Source organism: Bacteroidota bacterium, assembly GCA_016194975.1.
Taxonomy (GTDB): Bacteria; Bacteroidota; Bacteroidia; order Palsa-965; family Palsa-965.
Genome location: JACQAM010000016.1, coordinates 133,771 through 150,904 on the forward strand (window position 1 = coordinate 133,771; position 17,134 = coordinate 150,904).

The 17,134-nt window shown below is 43.9% G+C and carries 19 protein-coding genes; 8 read left to right on the forward strand and 11 right to left on the reverse strand.

Annotation, left to right across the window (positions count from 1 at the left end):
• Window positions 1-10: 10 nt before the first annotated feature.
• From HY064_10710 to HY064_10720, 3 genes are all read right to left on the reverse strand, one after another.
• Window positions 11-1,429, reverse strand: a complete 1,419-nt coding sequence (locus HY064_10710) for a hypothetical protein (protein ID MBI3511124.1) — start codon at window positions 1,427-1,429, stop codon at window positions 11-13.
• Window positions 1,430-3,463: an ABC transporter ATP-binding protein gene (locus HY064_10715; protein MBI3511125.1), complete on the reverse strand. Its 2,034-nt coding sequence runs from the start codon at window positions 3,461-3,463 to the stop codon at window positions 1,430-1,432.
• 197 nt (window positions 3,464-3,660) lie between these two features.
• Window positions 3,661-4,233, reverse strand: a complete 573-nt coding sequence (locus HY064_10720; protein MBI3511126.1) for a hypothetical protein — start codon at window positions 4,231-4,233, stop codon at window positions 3,661-3,663.
• A 330-nt stretch (window positions 4,234-4,563) separates the two neighbouring features.
• Here HY064_10720 and HY064_10725 point away from each other — a divergent pair, with 330 nt between their 5' ends.
• Window positions 4,564-6,012 (forward strand): WG repeat-containing protein, encoded by a 1,449-nt coding sequence (locus HY064_10725; GenBank protein ID MBI3511127.1) that lies wholly within the window; start codon window positions 4,564-4,566, stop codon window positions 6,010-6,012.
• Window positions 6,013-6,236: 224 nt separating this feature from the next.
• Window positions 6,237-6,809 carry a hypothetical protein gene (locus HY064_10730; GenBank protein ID MBI3511128.1) on the forward strand — a complete coding sequence of 191 codons (573 nt, stop codon included), beginning with the start codon at window positions 6,237-6,239 and terminating at the stop codon, window positions 6,807-6,809.
• On the opposite strand, the gene HY064_10735 is transcribed toward HY064_10730, so the two are convergent.
• Window positions 6,810-7,259 carry a hypothetical protein gene (locus HY064_10735; protein MBI3511129.1) on the reverse strand — a complete coding sequence of 150 codons (450 nt, stop codon included), beginning with the start codon at window positions 7,257-7,259 and terminating at the stop codon, window positions 6,810-6,812.
• Window positions 7,260-7,272: 13 nt separating this feature from the next.
• Window positions 7,273-7,695 carry a hypothetical protein gene (locus HY064_10740; protein MBI3511130.1) on the reverse strand — a complete coding sequence of 141 codons (423 nt, stop codon included), beginning with the start codon at window positions 7,693-7,695 and terminating at the stop codon, window positions 7,273-7,275.
• Between the two features lie 152 nt (window positions 7,696-7,847).
• Here HY064_10740 and HY064_10745 point away from each other — a divergent pair, with 152 nt between their 5' ends.
• From HY064_10745 to HY064_10760, 4 genes are all read left to right on the forward strand, one after another.
• Window positions 7,848-8,267, forward strand: coding sequence for an IPExxxVDY family protein (locus HY064_10745; GenBank protein ID MBI3511131.1), 420 nt, complete (start codon window positions 7,848-7,850; stop codon window positions 8,265-8,267).
• Between the two features lie 2 nt (window positions 8,268-8,269).
• Window positions 8,270-9,733 carry a pyruvate kinase gene (pyk, locus tag HY064_10750; GenBank protein MBI3511132.1) on the forward strand — a complete coding sequence of 488 codons (1,464 nt, stop codon included), beginning with the start codon at window positions 8,270-8,272 and terminating at the stop codon, window positions 9,731-9,733.
• Window positions 9,734-9,907: 174 nt separating this feature from the next.
• A complete protein-coding gene (locus HY064_10755; GenBank protein MBI3511133.1) occupies window positions 9,908-10,843 on the forward strand; it encodes a T9SS type A sorting domain-containing protein in 936 nt (311 codons plus the stop codon).
• Window positions 10,844-10,973: 130 nt separating this feature from the next.
• Window positions 10,974-11,927 (forward strand): choice-of-anchor J domain-containing protein, encoded by a 954-nt coding sequence (locus tag HY064_10760; protein MBI3511134.1) that lies wholly within the window; start codon window positions 10,974-10,976, stop codon window positions 11,925-11,927.
• Window positions 11,928-11,982: 55 nt separating this feature from the next.
• Here the strand turns inward: HY064_10760 and HY064_10765 are convergent, their stop codons facing one another.
• From HY064_10765 to HY064_10780, 4 genes are read right to left on the reverse strand one after another with little or no spacing between them, the layout of a single operon-like run.
• The gene (locus HY064_10765) at window positions 11,983-12,291 is read right to left on the reverse strand and encodes a tetratricopeptide repeat protein (GenBank protein MBI3511135.1); all 309 of its coding nucleotides are present in this window, start codon (window positions 12,289-12,291) and stop codon (window positions 11,983-11,985) included.
• Window positions 12,292-12,323: 32 nt separating this feature from the next.
• Complete coding sequence (gene pheS / locus HY064_10770) at window positions 12,324-13,337, reverse strand: phenylalanine--tRNA ligase subunit alpha (protein MBI3511136.1); 1,014 nt, start codon at window positions 13,335-13,337, stop codon at window positions 12,324-12,326.
• Window positions 13,338-13,362: 25 nt separating this feature from the next.
• Window positions 13,363-14,085 carry a hypothetical protein gene (locus tag HY064_10775; GenBank protein MBI3511137.1) on the reverse strand — a complete coding sequence of 241 codons (723 nt, stop codon included), beginning with the start codon at window positions 14,083-14,085 and terminating at the stop codon, window positions 13,363-13,365.
• Entirely contained in the window at window positions 14,086-14,931 is an 846-nt protein-coding gene (locus HY064_10780) for a peptidylprolyl isomerase (protein ID MBI3511138.1), read from the reverse strand.
• 100 nt (window positions 14,932-15,031) lie between these two features.
• Here HY064_10780 and HY064_10785 point away from each other — a divergent pair, with 100 nt between their 5' ends.
• Window positions 15,032-15,391 carry a hypothetical protein gene (locus HY064_10785; protein ID MBI3511139.1) on the forward strand — a complete coding sequence of 120 codons (360 nt, stop codon included), beginning with the start codon at window positions 15,032-15,034 and terminating at the stop codon, window positions 15,389-15,391.
• Window positions 15,392-15,441: 50 nt separating this feature from the next.
• On the opposite strand, the gene HY064_10790 is transcribed toward HY064_10785, so the two are convergent.
• Window positions 15,442-15,786, reverse strand: a complete 345-nt coding sequence (locus tag HY064_10790; GenBank protein ID MBI3511140.1) for a hypothetical protein — start codon at window positions 15,784-15,786, stop codon at window positions 15,442-15,444.
• A 239-nt stretch (window positions 15,787-16,025) separates the two neighbouring features.
• Between HY064_10790 and HY064_10795 the strand changes: the two genes are divergently transcribed.
• Window positions 16,026-16,589, forward strand: a complete 564-nt coding sequence (locus tag HY064_10795) for a CvpA family protein (protein MBI3511141.1) — start codon at window positions 16,026-16,028, stop codon at window positions 16,587-16,589.
• Window positions 16,590-16,609: 20 nt separating this feature from the next.
• Here the strand turns inward: HY064_10795 and HY064_10800 are convergent, their stop codons facing one another.
• A complete protein-coding gene (locus HY064_10800) occupies window positions 16,610-17,131 on the reverse strand; it encodes a hypothetical protein (protein MBI3511142.1) in 522 nt (173 codons plus the stop codon).
• Window positions 17,132-17,134: the final 3 nt, after the last annotated feature.

The following is a 17,134-nucleotide window of genomic DNA, read 5'->3' on the forward strand; positions in this document are numbered from 1 at the left end:
AGCGATCATTTCATTTATCAGCCAACTCTGAACTTTTTTCAACGTTGTATTCAAACACAACTACCGCCGACTTCTTATCCGCTTCACTTTTGTCTTTTGGAATCTGGCCGGTTCTGTAAATTTCCCGGAAACGCAAATCCATTGTAAGTAATTGAACGGGAAAAGGAATATCGAACTGCGCGAAATGTGTTTCCCAGATGATGAGATCCCCGTTTTTGAAATTCATTTCGGGACAGGTACAATTAAACTGTTCCCACAGTGTTTTATCCCACGGATCTTTATTGGTAAGCATGGCAAAAAACGGATCGGCACAGAATACTTTGTTCTTCTGCATTCCTTTTTGAGAAAGAAAATTAACGGTGTTCATTTTTCCCCGGTCCTGCCACGAAATTTTAAATGGAAGCGGATGTTGCTTCCACACTAAGAAAAGTTGTGTACCGGTAACAGCCGAAAGAAGAAAAATGCTCAGCGCCCTATTCGGGATGAGCGAACGGAGAAGTTGCAAAGCCCTCAATGAAATGATCACCGCCAGCGGAATGGTACAAGCCAGCACACGATGCAGCCCGAGCGAACCGAACAATCCTTTCCACCAGAAAACAGAATGCATCATTAAGAAAACAAGAAAGCATCCGCCGATGATCACAAATTCATTCCCCGGAATATTAACGCGAAGTTTTTTGTGAAACGGGTAAAGTAAAATTCCCACAGCAAGCAGCGCCGTCATTCCCCATCCCCACACGTATTCATTTTTCCCCACGAGATCGAACAATCCTCCATGGCCATAAATTTTTTCTGCACCGCGGTAAGGATTTTCATGGATCACCCAAAGCAGATCATGTTTACAGATCAGGCCGATGATGCTGTAAAGAACGGTTCCTGTTGCAAGGAGAAAAACAGAAGAGAAATCTTTTTTCATTGCGAAAATCAAAGCGAAAAGCGGGACAAGAAAAAATCCTTCGGTGCGTGCGAACGGAAGAAAAGAAATGATGATTGCGGCGAGCCCCGCGCGGCCACTGAGCAGAATATAAATTCCGGAAACAAGAATGAAAGCGAAAAAGGGTTCGGTGAGCCCGCTCATTCCCACCGGCAGCATGATCGGCGCGGAGATCACGAGCAATGGCGCAAACCCGGCGAAAGGAATATTCATTCGCTCTGCGATCTTCCAGGTGAGAAAAGCAGTTGCGCACAGTGTGATGATATTGAACACTACGCTGCCCTTGTAACCGAATTGCGCGAAGGGAGAAGAAAAAAGTGTGTACAATGGTTTTCCCCAATGATCGAGCAGGAGTGCAGGATGTTTCCACGAATATTTTGCAATGAGATGATGCATCACACCATCACCGGTATCATAAATTCCATCGGAAATGAAATTCATGACGAGAAGAAAAATAAAGAGGGCAGGAATATAAAAAAGCGGGAGGCGTTTCATTTAAACAGCTTCTGCTCTCATGCGTTTGCGCGACATGGAAGCGCGGATGTCATCGAGTTCTCCTTTAGGAATGGCCGCAATAAGTTTCTGCGTGTATTCTGTTGCGGGCTGATTGTAGATCTGGTCGGCGTCGCCCATTTCTTCAATCTTACCGTTATTCATGACCACCATTCTGTCGCTCATGAATTTTACAACACTCAGATCGTGCGAAATAAAAATGTAAGTGAAATTGAATTCCTGTTTCAGTTCATTGAGCAAATTAAGCACCTGTGCCTGCACGGAAACATCAAGCGCAGAAACCGATTCATCGCAAATAATGAATTGCGGATTGAGTGCGAGTGCGCGCGCAACGCAGATGCGCTGGCGTTGCCCTCCCGAGAATTCATGCGGGTATCGGTAGAAATGCGATTCATTCATATCCACGCGGTGCAGTAATTCTATCACGCGCTGCTTCCTGTTTTTTTCATTCACGCCTATGCCGTGCACACGCATAGGTTCCGTGATCGCATCGCCAATGGTGATTCGCGGATTCAATGAAGAATAAGGATCCTGGAAAATGATCTGGAGATCTTTGCGCAACGCACGCAATTCACCAGCGGAAAGATTCGTGATCTCTTTTCCTTTCCAGATAATGTTTCCTTCCGTAGGTTCAATGAGGCGGAGGATGGTTCTGCCTAAAGTTGTTTTTCCGCAACCCGATTCACCAACCAGCCCAAGCGTTTCACCGGGATAAACATCGAAGCTGATATCGTCCACGGCACGCACCACTTTCGTCGGGTTACCAAGAATATTTTTTTCCGTGGTGAAATAAGTTTTGAGAGCATTCACGCGCAAAATGGGTTCCTGCCCGTAAAGTTTCCGGTGATTTTCTTTTCGCTCTGCATCGGTCACTACAAGACTGTGCGTCACTTCAAGCACGGAACGATTATTTTCCACGATCTCGCCCGTATCTGAAGTGTGCATGAAATCGCGGACAGTAGGCAACCATTGCAAACGTTTGTTCAGCGGAGGACGACATGCGAGCAAACTCTTGGTGTAAGGATGATGCGGATTTGAAAAAATATCAAGCACCGAACCCTGCTCCACAATTTTTCCTTTGTACATCACTACCACGCGGTCGGCAAGTTCAGCGATCACACCAAGATCATGCGTGATGAACAGGATACTCATACTTCGCTCGGCCTGCAGATCGCGCATGAGTTCGAGAATGGTTTTCTGCACGGTCACATCAAGCGCAGTTGTCGGTTCATCAGCAATAAGTAATTGCGGATTGCACGACATGGCCATAGCGATCATCACGCGCTGTTTTTGTCCGCCGGAGATCTGGTGCGGAAAACTTTCTAAAATTCTTTCGGGATCGGGAAGTTGTACCTGATCGAAAAGTTCTTTTGTTTTTGCGCGCGCCACACGTTGTCTCGAAGTGAGCCATTGCAGCGGCCGCGCAATTCCTTTTCCCCTCCTGAAAAAATAATAGGCAGTGAGTCCGAGCAGGTAAATCCCGGAAATAATTCCGAGAATTTTCAGCGGCAAAGTTATATGCCGCACCCAAAGACAAATCAGGATGATCGAAGACGTGATAATGAGCGTGCGGATAATGATCCAGGTGTAGATCCATTGCAGCACGAGCTGAATGCTATTTTTCATTGGAGGAATAGAAGGATCTTTCCAATGTTGCAGGATGGCTTCCATCACTTGTTCTCCGCAGGTGTAAACCGGGTTGAGCGAGGTCATCGGTTCCTGGAAGATCATCGCGATCTCATTGCCGCGGAATTTCCGCATTTCTTTTTCGGAAAGATTCACGAGATCTACCTGGCCGTTCTCTCTCGAATTGTAAAGGATTTCCCCTGCAGAAATTATTCCCGGTGGATTCGGAATGAGCCGCATTGCGGAGAGCGCGGTTACTGATTTTCCAGAACCCGATTCACCCACGATGCCGATTGTTTCTCCTGCACGTATAGTGAAAGAAATATCGTTCACCGCTTTCACCGTTTCATTTTCCGTCCGGAATTCAGTAACGAGATTCCGCACTTCCATTAAAACACCCGACTGCGCAGTAACCGGACTACCGGATTCGAAGCGTGAACTTTCCATAGAGGGTTAAAAATACACATTCGCAAAGACCTGACAATGGAGAGGAACGAGGAGTAAAACAGCAGGAATTATTTGCAGGGAGAAAGGTTTATGAATTAGCAATTCTCAACGGTGAATGACAATAAAATGCAGGTAAAAAATCAGGGGATCAAGGGTGGAACAGTATCGCCATTCTTTAGAAAGTTGTCGAACGCTTTGTCGTAGAAAGCAAATGTAAGTTCGCCATACAGGTAATCATCGCCCTGGCGGAGCATCAGTTTTGCGGGGCGTTTGCCGGCATTGATCTGCCAGATGAAATCGGAAGTAGTATCAATGGGATTCCCGTATTTTTTTGTGAAATAATTTCTGAAGTCACGGAAAAGTGCATCGGAATTTTTTTCATCCTTCAGGTGAATGTCGATCGTCATATCCTTCAAACCTTTCTCGTCGAAATTGCAATCGTAATCGTAGATCTTCTGAGTTGCAAGTTTTCCCTCGTACTGGAGATAGCCGGGTTGCTCTACACCAAGACTATCCTGCGGCGTAATATTTTTTTTCACATCCGCCATACTCATTCCCAATACAATTCCGTGAAAAAGCCCCGAATCATTCTGCATGAGCTGTGGAAGGATTCCTGTGAATTGAGAAACGATCTTTTTATTGTTGTCCGGTTCTCCTGAGCAGGAAAAGATCAGCGAAAGAAAAATAACCGGAACAAATTGCGGCAAGCGCATAAATGAAAGAATTATAGAACAAAGATAGAAAATACTGCAGGGAAATTTAAGTAGTAATAAATCTGTGCAAGTCAGAGGCTGTTTAAAATTCATTTTTTGGAATTGTTATGATGCCATTTTTGTTCAGCCGAGACGCATTTTGCAGGCCATAGTGGAGCGACTACGGCCAAGAAATGCAACGAAGGATGAACAAAAATGGCGCATAACAAAACAGCTCGCAGGGGGACTAATCAGCATCAATTTCAGAATATTGCCATAGATTTTCACAGATTATTTTCCAAATTGTAAATTGTATATCGTAAATTGTACATTCAGCAAGCCTTATTACGGATGAGCCGCTATAGTTTTCTTTTTTTTATTCTGCCGGTTCTTTTTGTTCAATTCAATTGTACGCAGGGTTATGCTGCACTGAAAAAAAACACATCGCCATTCGATTCACTTTTCGAAGCACATACAAACGGAAAATGGGGATGGATCGATCGTAAAGGAAACACCGCCATTCCTTTTATTTTCGATAGCATTCTCTGGCACGGATGGAATGCCCACAACCGCACTGTAATTTTTCATGGAAAGACGGGCGTGATCGATTCGTCAGGAAAATTTATTCTTCAGCCGCTATATGATGAAGTGTGGGAAGGTTCAGGCGATTCGATTTTCAGTGCGAGGATCGGGAGAAAATTCGGACTCGTTACGGGGAATGGAAAAATCCTCATCCCATTTAAATATGAGCACCTTTATAATTCGCATGCGCCGGGAGATTCGATTTACGAAATGGAAATAAAAAACCGGGTCGGGCTCATTACAAAAACCGGGAAAGAAATTATTCCGCCGCGCTTCGATCGTTTTGGTTCGTTCTGGAACTGCGGAACAAATTATTATGGCGTTGGTTTCGATTGGGGAATTGTTCACCTCGATGGAACATATGAGCGGCCGATTTACAATACCGAGATAAAAGTTCAGGAAGCGCTTCCGGCTTGCAGGCCCGATACATTTTTCGGCGATCTTCACAACGGACTGAGATTGGTGCAGGTGAACGTCATTGGAAAAACCGGTTTTATGCGTTCCGGTAATTCATGGGTTATTCCGCCGGAGTATGATGATGCAAAAGATTTTTCCGAAGGACTCGCCGCAGTCACTGCTGACGGAAAAAAATGGTTTTACATTGACACGACCGGGAAAAAAGTTTTTGGTAATTACCGGGATGCTTCTTCTTTCAAAGATAGTGTTGCTATCGTGGACAATGATTCGCTTATTGATAAGAAAGGGAATATTATTGCTGTGAGTAAATTCTATATTCAGGAATATGAACCGGAATACAAATGTTTTCAAGTCGATGCAGAGGATGATGATTTTTCTGTTGGTAAATGGGGGCTGATGGACCTGCACGGGAAAATGATCGTCGATCCGTATTTTTATCATGAATTTGATTCTCCTTCCGATGGAATGATCGCGGTTTGCGAGCGCGTGGATGATACGATGGGTACGAGCCAGCACGGGCATGTGTGGGGGTTTGTGAATATGCAGGGGCGGGAAGTCATTCCCTGCATTTATCCTGACAATTATGATTATCATTTTTCCTGTGAGCTGGCGGCCGTTCCGAAAGATTATAAATGGATCTTCATTGATAAAAGCGGGAAGCAGGCCATTCCGTTTCAATATGACTATGCAGCAAATTTTGTGAATGGACTGGCGCGTGTGTATGTGAATAAAAAAATGGAATACATCGATACGAAAGGAAAAGTTGTTTGGAAAGAAGATTCGGTTGGCAGTAACCAGTAGGCACTAAACAGAAGCGGCAGTGTATAGCGGCAGCGGTAGTTGCAAAAGAATCAGGAAAGCAGGTACGGCAGAAGAGAAAAGCCGTGACAGCAACCTGTGAGTATCTGTGGCAATATTTGTGAAATTGACACTGGCGATTTTCAATCGCGGAAATTTGCCACAGATTATTTTCCAAATTGTAAATTGTACATCGTAAATTGTACATTCAGCAAGTTTTGTAACCGATGCTTGGCAAAAGATTTCTTTTTTTTTCTTTTTTCTTCGCGATGAGTTATTCGCTTCCTGCTCAATTCTTCGTGGGAATAAAATTCATGGGCATCACTTTTCACATCGATAAAAATCAGAACAGCGATCTCTATAAAAATGCATTCGGGAAAAAGAAACGCCTCGCCATGAATTTCGGAGTTGCGGTCACAACAGAATACATGTTTTACCCGGAAGTTTCTGTGAAAATTGACCAGGCGCTGTTCCGCGATTGTGCCGGGAAATTGGCGGGGATGACCATGTTCAATTTCCGGTACACGGTCGATCTCCGTAAAGCAGGAAATGCAAGCGCAGGGCTCGGCCCGTTTTTTTATTACCGGAAAAACTGGAATTCATTCGGCAATTATATTAACGACGGATACTTCAAAGATTCGAAGAACGGAAAATGGCAAACGAAGTTGGTCTGGTACGGAGGTGAACTCGAATACAATTTCCCATTGGGAAACGGGCTTGATCTCTCCACGAATATTCTTCCGGGAATTCCTGTAGTAATTGCATTGACACCCGGTGTGCGGATGAAAATTTCTCAATGATCAGAATAATTTTCCATAGCCGGGTAATGTGCTTGCGCCACTAAATCCTCCTATTGCGGAATTCGAATTGTTATTATTGTAGCAACTCTCCAGAACTTTTCCAAGTTCAAGAAAATGCGGGAAGAAAGCTGAGAGAAAATCTTCGGCCGATTCATTCCCGTTAAAATAATTTGCAGTGGCCGCCCACGCTTTTTCATTATTCTCCATCAGGTGTTCAACGGCTTCATCATCTTCATCAAGTGCACGGATAAAAAGCAGCAACGCAGAAAATTCATTCGCCTTCAGCCATTCGAGCGCTTCTGTTTTTCCCTGCACGAGCACATCCGCGAGCGCAGCAAGTTCCTTGAAATTATTCGTGATCAGCCAGTGAAAAGCATCCGCATCTTTTTTTATGCTTGCTGCAAGAGCGAGAATGGTTGGCGCTGAATATGTTTTAACGATCGCATCCATACTGAAAATTTATCTATTGTGTTTTTCTGCGGTAACGGAATTTTTCTCCGCGCACGGTAATGAGAAGTTCATCATCGGAAGCATCATAAAAGTATTCGAAGGAAAATTTTTTTCCTTTGTCACTTTTTACACACCCGTCAGAAAGTGTGGCGGAAATTTGTTTTCCATTCGAGAAAGCAAGAAACCATGAAGGACAATCATAACCTTTGTCATCATTCATACCAAGTGCACCCATCGATTGTGCAGTTCCCGCATTGAATTTTAAAATCTTCCAGGGTTCATCAGCAAGCGGCGCCGCAGGAGCATTCGTGTCATTCGCGATCCATTCCCATTCACCAACGATCGGATCCTTCGCGTCGAGCAATGCAAATTTTGTTTGTGCACGAATGGAAGTTGCGCCGGAAAAGAAAAATAACAGCAGAAAAAAATATTTCATAGGGATCAATTCATACTAAGGTACGAAAGGATGATGGAGCAGGGAAGCCGGACTTATTTCTTTTGGGGAACCGATTAATTTATCAGATACTGACAGCGAGTCCATTCTCCATCTTCCATTCGTATATTCGCATTAATTCGCAATTCGTTCCCATGCCGAAGTTCCGTCTCGATATAGAATATGAATACGATTTTTTTCTGCTGGGAATTTCCTGCCACGAAAAAGCATATCGTTTATGCTGGGCCATTAACCGTGCGCTGGAAATAAATCTTGAACAGATAGAGCCCATGTCCATAGAACTGAAAAAAAATCAGTCGCCGGTTCTCTTCACCGTTTTCCGGGAGGAAGATCCGGAAAATGACATTGCGCTCACACTTATTGTGAATAAGAACGGAAACCAGGTACTCATTCCTGAACAGGATCAGGCCGATTATTTTTTCATTGTGCGCGGGCCTTTTACTGCTAATGATCACTCGCGTATGCTGCGCGAAATAAAAAATATTCCTTTCGTCCTCATGTCGTTTCCCATTGATCCCGAAACATTGCGCTCCCGACAAAATCTTGTTTTCTGAATATGACACACAAAATTTCCCCTGCTGCGCGCGTACAGTACAACCGCACAAAGATTGTCGCCACACTCGGGCCGGCTTCTTCTTCGCCTGAAGTGCTTGAAGAAATGGCAAAAGCCGGTGCAGATATTTTCCGCATTAATTTTTCTCATGGCGATTATGCCATAGTGGACGAGCAGGTGAAACACATTCGCGAGATCAACCGCAAACTCGGAATTCACGTTTCTCTTCTCGGCGATTTGCAGGGACCGAAACTGCGCATCGGCGAAGTGGAAAATAATTCTGTCGAGCTTATCGAGGGGAATGAACTCATTTTCACGACTGAAAAAATGATTGGTAATGCAGGAAAAGTTTTCATGACCTACCGGCAATTTCCGAAAGATGTCCAACCCGGAGAAACCGTTCTCATTGACGATGGAAAATTAGTGCTCGAAGTAATCTCTACGAATCAGAAAGATGAAGTGAAAGCGGTGGTGCGTCATGGCGGAATTCTTTCCTCGAAAAAAGGAGTCAACCTTCCGAATACAAAAATTTCATTGCCCTGCCTCACGGAAAAAGATCTGAAAGATCTCGATTTTGCATTGCGTTTGGAATTTGACTGGATCGGGCTTTCATTCGTGAGAAACGGCGCCGACATTATAGAACTAAAACATCTCATCCTGAATTTCCAGCCACGCGCACATGCGAAAGTCATTGCTAAAATTGAAAAACCGGAAGCCATTCTCGACATTGAAAATATTATCCGCGAAGCCGATGCAGTGATGGTAGCGCGCGGAGATCTCGGCGTGGAAGTTCCGATGCAGCGTGTTCCGGTTCTGCAGAAAATGATTGTGAAGAGATGTTTGCTTTCTTCTAAGCCCGTGATCATCGCTACGCAAATGATGGAAAGCATGATCACGAATATTTCTCCCACGCGCGCAGAAGTGAACGACGTTGCAAATTCGGTGATGGACGGTGCCGATGCAGTTATGCTTAGTGGTGAAACTTCTGTTGGAAAACATCCGGCGAAAGTGATCGAAGCCATGACCAAGATCATCACGCAGGTGGAAGAAGAGCACAATCTGTATTATGCAAAACGAACGCCGTTTTTTTCGCACGACGAACGTTTTCTCTCCGACAACATCTGTTTTGCTGCAACACAACTTTCGAAACAAGTGGATGCATCGGCCATCATCATGATGACGCATTCGGGTTACACAGCTCTGCGTGTTTCGAGTTATCGTCCGAAAGCGAATATTTTTGTTTTCACCGACAACTACAGTATTCTCACGCAACTCTCGCTCGTGTGGGGCGTGCGCGGATTTTATTATGATAAAAATATTTCTACCGATCACACCATCGCCGATATCAAATTCATTCTGAAAAGAGATGGTTACATAGTCACCGGCGATCACATTATCAACCTCGCAAGCATTCCCATCACCGAAAAAGGGAAAACAAATATGATCAAACTGAGTACGGTGGAATAATATTTTCTGCAGAAGAGATAATTTGCGGGGATAAAAATATTCAGTCGCAATATTATTTTGTCATTGGTCATTAGTTGTTTCCGGTTTTCAGTCTTCCGTTAAATAAATTGCGCTGCAGGAAGTTCTCATTTCTCCGATTTTTTTCCTAAATTTCATTTCCCAAAAACCCCGATCATGAAAAAATATTTACTCATTGCCGGAATTGTATTTTTTTCGAAAACAGTTTTTTCTCAATGCTATTCCGTTTCGCAGATCAATTATGCGCCAGACTCATTCAACCTCGGAACGCAAATAACTATTGCTGATGATCAATGGTCTTCCGTCATTTCACTGCCGTTCTTTTTTTGTTTTATGGGCGCACAGGATTCTGCAGTGGTCATGGGATCGAATGGAATTCTTTCATTCAACATTTCTTTAGCCAATCAATATTGCCAATGGCCTATTGGCGCCGCGGTTCCTAATCCGGCTGATCCGGAGAACTGTATTTTTTTCCCGTGGCAGGATCTTTATCTCGATTCTACGCAGCATTTTTATTACAACACGTATGGCACCTCACCCAATCGCAGATTCGTTGCGTCTATTTATCGCGCGCCTATGTATGCCAGCACAGGATTAAAATTCACCGGAGAAGTGATCCTGTATGAAACAACGAACATTATAGAAATACAGATTCAGCATAAATCATTGTTTACGGGGTGGAATGGCGGAATGGCTATCGAGGGAATTCAAAATTCAACCGGTACCACCGGACTTGTTGTTCCGGGAAGAAATTATCCAACGCAATGGACAGCGAATAATGATGCCTGGAGATTTACGCCCACTTGCAACGTATGCTCTGGTGTGGGAATAAATGCACTCACTGATGAGTTTCACTTCAATATTTATCCGTCACCCGCGTCCTCTGAAATTCATATTGATTATTCCGGTAATGCAAGATCGTTCTCCTGCGAAATCTCCGATCAGCTCGGGCGAGTGATAAAGAAAGATTTAATGTCTGCGGATAATGAGCGGGTTATTTCCCTCGAAGGAATTGCTTCGGGAATTTATTTGATCCGCATCATTGGAGAAAAGGGAGAAATTCTTGAAACGAAAAAACAGATTATAGAATGAAAGATTCAAGATTGAAAATTTATAATGCACCAAAGAGCGATTTTACAATGCATGAATTTCTCGATTCTCCGTGCTCCATTCTCCGCTTTCACATCTATTTCGTACATTCACTTTCCAAACCATAACTCAAATGAAAAAGATCTTTTACACTTCTGCATTTATGCTCGCAACTTTTGCGGCAACAGCGCAAACTTTCTGGACCGAAGATTTCGGTACGGGTTGTAATAGAGCACAACTCGCTTCCGCCTACACCGGCACAAATGGAACCTGGGGATCGGCAAGCAGTGGCGCCAATGGAACCTATGCAAATACCTGGTACATCAGTTCTGCCAATGCCGGAACGGGCGCAGGAAATTGTTCTTCGAGTTGCGTTACTGCGAATGTGATGAACGGAACACTGCATGTAAGCAATGTGAATATTACCATTCCTTCTTTTGTGAATGTAGGCGCTGATACCGGCGCGAGTTATTTTTCCGGCGGGTTCTGCAGTTTCGGTTATTGTGCCAATACCGATATGCGTGCCGAATCGCCGCTGATCAATTGTACAGGGAAAACAAATATTTCTCTTTCATTTGTTTATCTTGAGAATGGCGATTTGGCAAATGATGATGCATCACTTCAATTTTCTGCCGACGGCGGAGTAACCTGGTCAACGATCGATCCGCTGGCGAAAACCACGGGTTGTGCTGCAGGACAATGGACAGCATTCACCATCACACTTCCTGCAACGGCGAATAATAATGCGAATGTGAAGATCGGTTTTCACTGGGTGAATAATGACGATGGCGCTGGAAGCGATCCTTCTTTTTCTGTAGATGATATTACGCTCACCAATAATCCGAGCGGCATTTCGCCGATCGATCCGAACAGGATCAATGTATTTGTGAATGATCATAATGAAATTGTGATCGAGAGCAACGGCATCAATTATAAAATGATCGCGATCACCGATATGATGGGAAGAAATTTACAATACACGCTGGTGAATAACCGCATCACGCTTACGGATGCGCCCGAGGGCGTGTACGTGGTGAGCATTGACCTGAACGGAGAACACATTGTGAAAAAAGTGCTGATGCACTGATAAAATAATTTTTAGAAAAATAAAAGCGGGATCGTGAAGATGGTTCCGCTTTTTTTCACTCCAGCATTTCCAACGCACTCCGCATTTCTCCTTCTGTTTTTCTATTTCCCTGCTTTTTAGCTAATGCAATTCCGCGCGAATAAATATTTTTTGCTTTCTCCGTTTCATTTTCTTTTTCATAAAACTGCCCGAGCTGGTAATAAGCGCCGAGGTAATTTTCATTTTCAGCAATGAGTTTTTCCAGCCGCACGATGGCTTCTTTCAATTTTCCTTCCTTTGCATATTCGAGAGCAACGCCATAATGTAAAAAAGGATCACGCGGATCCTCTTTCAATAATTCTTCGAGTTGTTCTTTGCGTGACATTCCTTAGCGTTTTTGCGCCTTAGCGGTTAAACTCATAACGCCCCTCCGAATTGATTCAGAAAACGCACATCATTTTCCGAAAACAAACGCAGATCATTCACACCATACTTCAACATGGTAATGCGTTCAATTCCCATTCCGAAAGCGAAGCCGCTGTAAACCTCGGGATCTATTTTACAATTTTTCAATACAGCAGGGTCCACCATTCCGCATCCGAGAATTTCAACCCAGCCCGAATGTTTGCATACCGCACAACCTTTTCCTCCGCAGATCGTGCAGGAAATATCCATCTCCGCGCTCGGTTCTGTGAATGGGAAATAAGAAGGGCGCAAACGGATCTCCGTTTTTTCGCCGAACATTTCCCTCGAGAAATAAAGCAGCGTTTGTTTCATGTCGGCAAACGAAACATTTTTATCTACAAATAATCCTTCCACCTGATGAAAAAAGCAATGTGCCCGCGCCGAAACTGCTTCATTCCTGTACACGCGCCCGGGCATCACGATGCGTACAGGCGGCGGCGTTTTCTCGAGTACGCGCACCTGCACGCTCGATGTGTGAGTGCGCAAAGCAATTTCTTTGTCAATGAAAAACGTGTCCTGCATATCGCGCGCAGGATGTTCTTCTGGAAAATTCAACGCAGAAAAATTATGCCAGTCGTCTTCGATCTCCGGCCCGTCGGCAACGGTAAACCCGATGCGCCCGAAAATGGAAAGAATTTCCTTGCGGATAATATTCAGCGGGTGACGATTTCCTTTGAAGGAAGAAACCGGAAGCGTGGAATCTGCAACTGAACTTTTTCCTGCCTGGCCGTTCGTTGAAATATTTTTGAAAGCGTCGAATTTTTCCTGCGCGGTATTTTTCAGTTGATTCAAAAGCTGGCCGACTTCTTTTTTTATTTCCGGCGAAACGGTTTTGAATTCATCGAACAACACAGCGATCTCTCCTTTGCGGCTGAGAAATTTCAAACGAAACTGTTCGGCTGCATCAGGAGATGTTGCGTTGAAATTTTCTACTGCTTCGAATAATTGCGTGATCCGTTCTCTCATTGCGATGCAAAGTTATGCGAAAAACTCACTGCTGTTTTGCGAAGGTGATCGTGGTCACCGGGTGAATTTCCCATGACGAGCACACCTGGTATTCTTCCACGCGAGAATGCTGGCCGTAATGATGATTGTCGAAAAAAAGTGAACCACCAATGTAAGTGAGATGGATCGGTGGATTTTTAAAAGTTGCGTAATAAACAAGTTCTTTTGAAACAGCGACGCCCATTTGTGTTTTGAAAATATCTCTTACCGTTTTCAGCGTGGTATAAGACGAACTTGAAGTTGAAGGAAGCCCGGAAATTTCTGCGGTCATGTAATTCTGAAAAACATACGTCTCAGGTTTTGATCCGAGAATGAGATGATAATCGTTGTCGTCTTCCCGTTTTATTCCGAAAACGTAAACGTCTTTGATCACCACATTCCTGTTCTCTTCGGGTGTTCTCGGTGAATCATTGTGCTGCGCATCGCTCACATGCATGTATTCATCCGAAGCGAGTGTGGCGCGCAGATCATCGATGGTAGAAAATGTATCTGCTGTAACGGAAGAAAAAGAAGTTTTTGCAGTTGCACGGATCTTGCCGAGAAAAATATCAGAAAGCGGCTCCTGTGTTTGCGGAACAGTATCGTTTCTGAAACTGAAAATTCCGTTGTGGAAAAAAGCGTAAACGTGAAAGCGTTGAAAAAGTAAAACTGAAATTGCGGCAATAACAAGAAGGATCCGCAGGGAGGAATTTCTTTTTTCTCTCCTCATTTATTTGATGATCTTGAATGTGCAGTGAATGTCGGTAAGCGGGCGTGCATTCTGATCGACGGGCATTGCTGCAATTTTATCTACCACATCCATTCCATCGATCACTTCACCGAACACCGTGTATCCTCCGTCAAGATGCGGAGCGCCGCCCTGCGTTTTGTAAACTTCGCGTTGTTCTTTGGTGATGGTGCGGTGTGGAGTGAGTTGGAAAATGGAATCGATCTTCGGTTCAACCATTGTAGAAAAATAATTCAGGCTGTCGGGCATTCCTTTTTGCTGCATTCTCATTTGTGCGCGAACAAAAGAATTTCTCAATGCAGCATTTGCAGGATCATTGATGAGTTTGGAAAAAATGGCCTGCTTCACTCCGCCGTCGAGTTGTTTCTGCGCAATGTCGAGCATGCTATCTGTAAAAGTTTTTCCCTGTACAATGTAGAATTGGCAACTCGATGATTCTTTATTCGGATTCACATTATCACCTTGCCGTGCGCCAGCGAGAGCGCCGCGCTTGTGAAAAAGTGCAGGATTAAATTCTGCGGGAATAGTATAACCGAGATCACCATTACCCAGCGCAGTTCCGGGTGTTGCATGTTTCGAATCAACATCGCCACCCTGTATCATGAATTGCTGCATGACGCGATGAAATAATGTGCTGTCGAGTGTATGATTTTGCACGAGTTTCAGGAAGTTGTCACGGTGCTTTGGAGTTTCATCGTATAGCACAATTTTTATATCGCCCAAATCCGTATGGATCAATACCTTAGAACGCTTGTCGGCAGCGAAGAAGGAAGTGAAAAAAGGAATGGAAATCAAGGCGAGAAATGGAATGTATAGGCGCTTGAGCATGTTGAAAACTTTTTTATATTTGTAGAAGGCAAAAGTAGTCATTCGGCTACTTTGCAACAAAAATCGGACCTATTACCGTTTTTTGAATCTCGGCAAAAACATGAACAAATACATTCCTAAGCTCACAGTTGCCTGCACATTCGTGCTGTTCATTGGTATGCTTGCCTTAACGCCGGCTTGTCATAAGGATAAACCCTGCAAAGCTGTTGTTACAGTACTTGATGCTGCAACCGGTGCGCCGATCGTTGGTGCAACTGTTGAACTTGATCCGGACGGAACTGGCACCGGAACTCAGATCTCCCCTGTACAGGAAAGCACTGATGCTTCCGGTAAAGCAAATTTCGAAACGGCACTTCCTAAGATCATGGATATAAAAGTGATCTTCACTTCTACCTACAACACCGGGAAAGTAGTTCGCTTTGAATCGGGCAAGACAGATGAAGTGACGGTGAAGATCTGATGAAAAAATTATTTTTTCTACGGCCTTGCTTTTTGCGGGGCTTTTTTATTTCAGATCATTTCATTCCGGGAAAAATAATCGATGATCGCTTCAATGATCAATCGGTTTTGTTGTCCCGCCTGCAGATTCGGAAGTTTTGAAGTGGCGACCCAGTGCGGCCAGTTATCGGCATCTCGTCCTTCAAATTTGTAATAGCCGTAAGGTTCAAGCAAAGTGCAGATGGCAATGTGCATCACATCTACTTTTTCTTCCTTGGTAAGTTTCCGGAACCCATGGCCAAGTTCCTGCACACCGATGATGAAAAGAATTGCCTGCACATCGAGGCCGCTTCCGAATTGAGGTTCGAGCGCGCTCAGTAATTTATTCCATTTTGACTTCGTATCGTTTTCGTGCACGTGCAAAGTTAGTCATTGGCCATTGGCCAATGGGAATTGGTCGTCGGGGAATTTTTTCTATGATACAGTTTGAATCAATGACTAATGACCAATGATAAATGAGCAAGTGAAAAAAAACATCGAAAATTAAACCTTCATTCCCTGAATATTGAACATTGTGAGTTTGGCATTGTTCATTTGTTGAAACGGAAAATACTGAATTTTCAAACCAAATAACACTCAATGTCTAACTTCACACCATGAATTTCATTGACATCATTATTATCATTCCGATTCTCTGGGGATTCTGGCGCGGCTACACGAAAGGTGCGATCATGGCCGCGGCTACACTCGTAGCTTTTTTTCTTGGCGTATGGGGAGGCATTCATCTTTCCGATGGAATTTCTTTTCTCATAAAAAAATGGACGGGATCTTCGTCACCTTACATTCCGCTAATTTCATTTGCATTTATTTTCGTGGCCATACTTTTCGCAGTGTATGCTGTTGCGAAAATGGTGGATCGTTTTTTCGAAAAGTCGGTGCTCGGATTTTTCAATAAACTTCTCGGAGGGCTCATCGGATGTTTTAAATTTCTTTTTATTCTCAGCGTATTATTTTTTGTTATTGATAGTCTTGAAAAAAGAATCGAGATCCTTCCACCAAAAATGAAGAATGGATCATTGCTCTATCATCCGGTTGCACGCGTTGCGCCGGCAATTATTCCAGGATTAAAGAATACGGATCTCGGGAAAATGCTGGAACACACCGACAGCATCAATGTGAGTTTGAAATTACCGCCGGTAAAAGACAGTTTGAAAAAATAGTCAATGATCAATGACCAATATTATTTCAGTTTAAACGAATCCATGAAACGTGCGATCTGCGAATTATCGAGACACATTTCACTGGTAATGACAAGCAGCGTGTAAAGGTGTTTCCCGCGTGCGAATTTCCTGATGGTGACTGTTCCTGCCTGGTGTGTGAGAAAAACTTTGTATTCACGGCCTTCAATTTTTCCGCTTTTCACTGCACGTCCGCTGTCGGCAAGAACTCCACCCATTGTGTAAGCATAGATCTTTACATCGGCGCGGAAAAATTCATCCAAATCATTCCCAAGTTTATCCGCAGAATCAGGAAGTGTGTAAACTGAAACAGCATAATACAAATTAGAGTCGAGACTTTTCGGTCCCGGATCGTAATAGGTTCGCAAACCGGCGAGATCTCCGTTGAGCGTGGCCGTATCTTTCGCCAGCCCGGGAAATTCAATTGTGAATTCTTTCGCATCATATATTTTCCATTCCTCCCTGCACGAAGCGAGGAGAAATAAAAAGACGATGGAAGAAAAAAAAGTTTTTCTGTTACACATTAA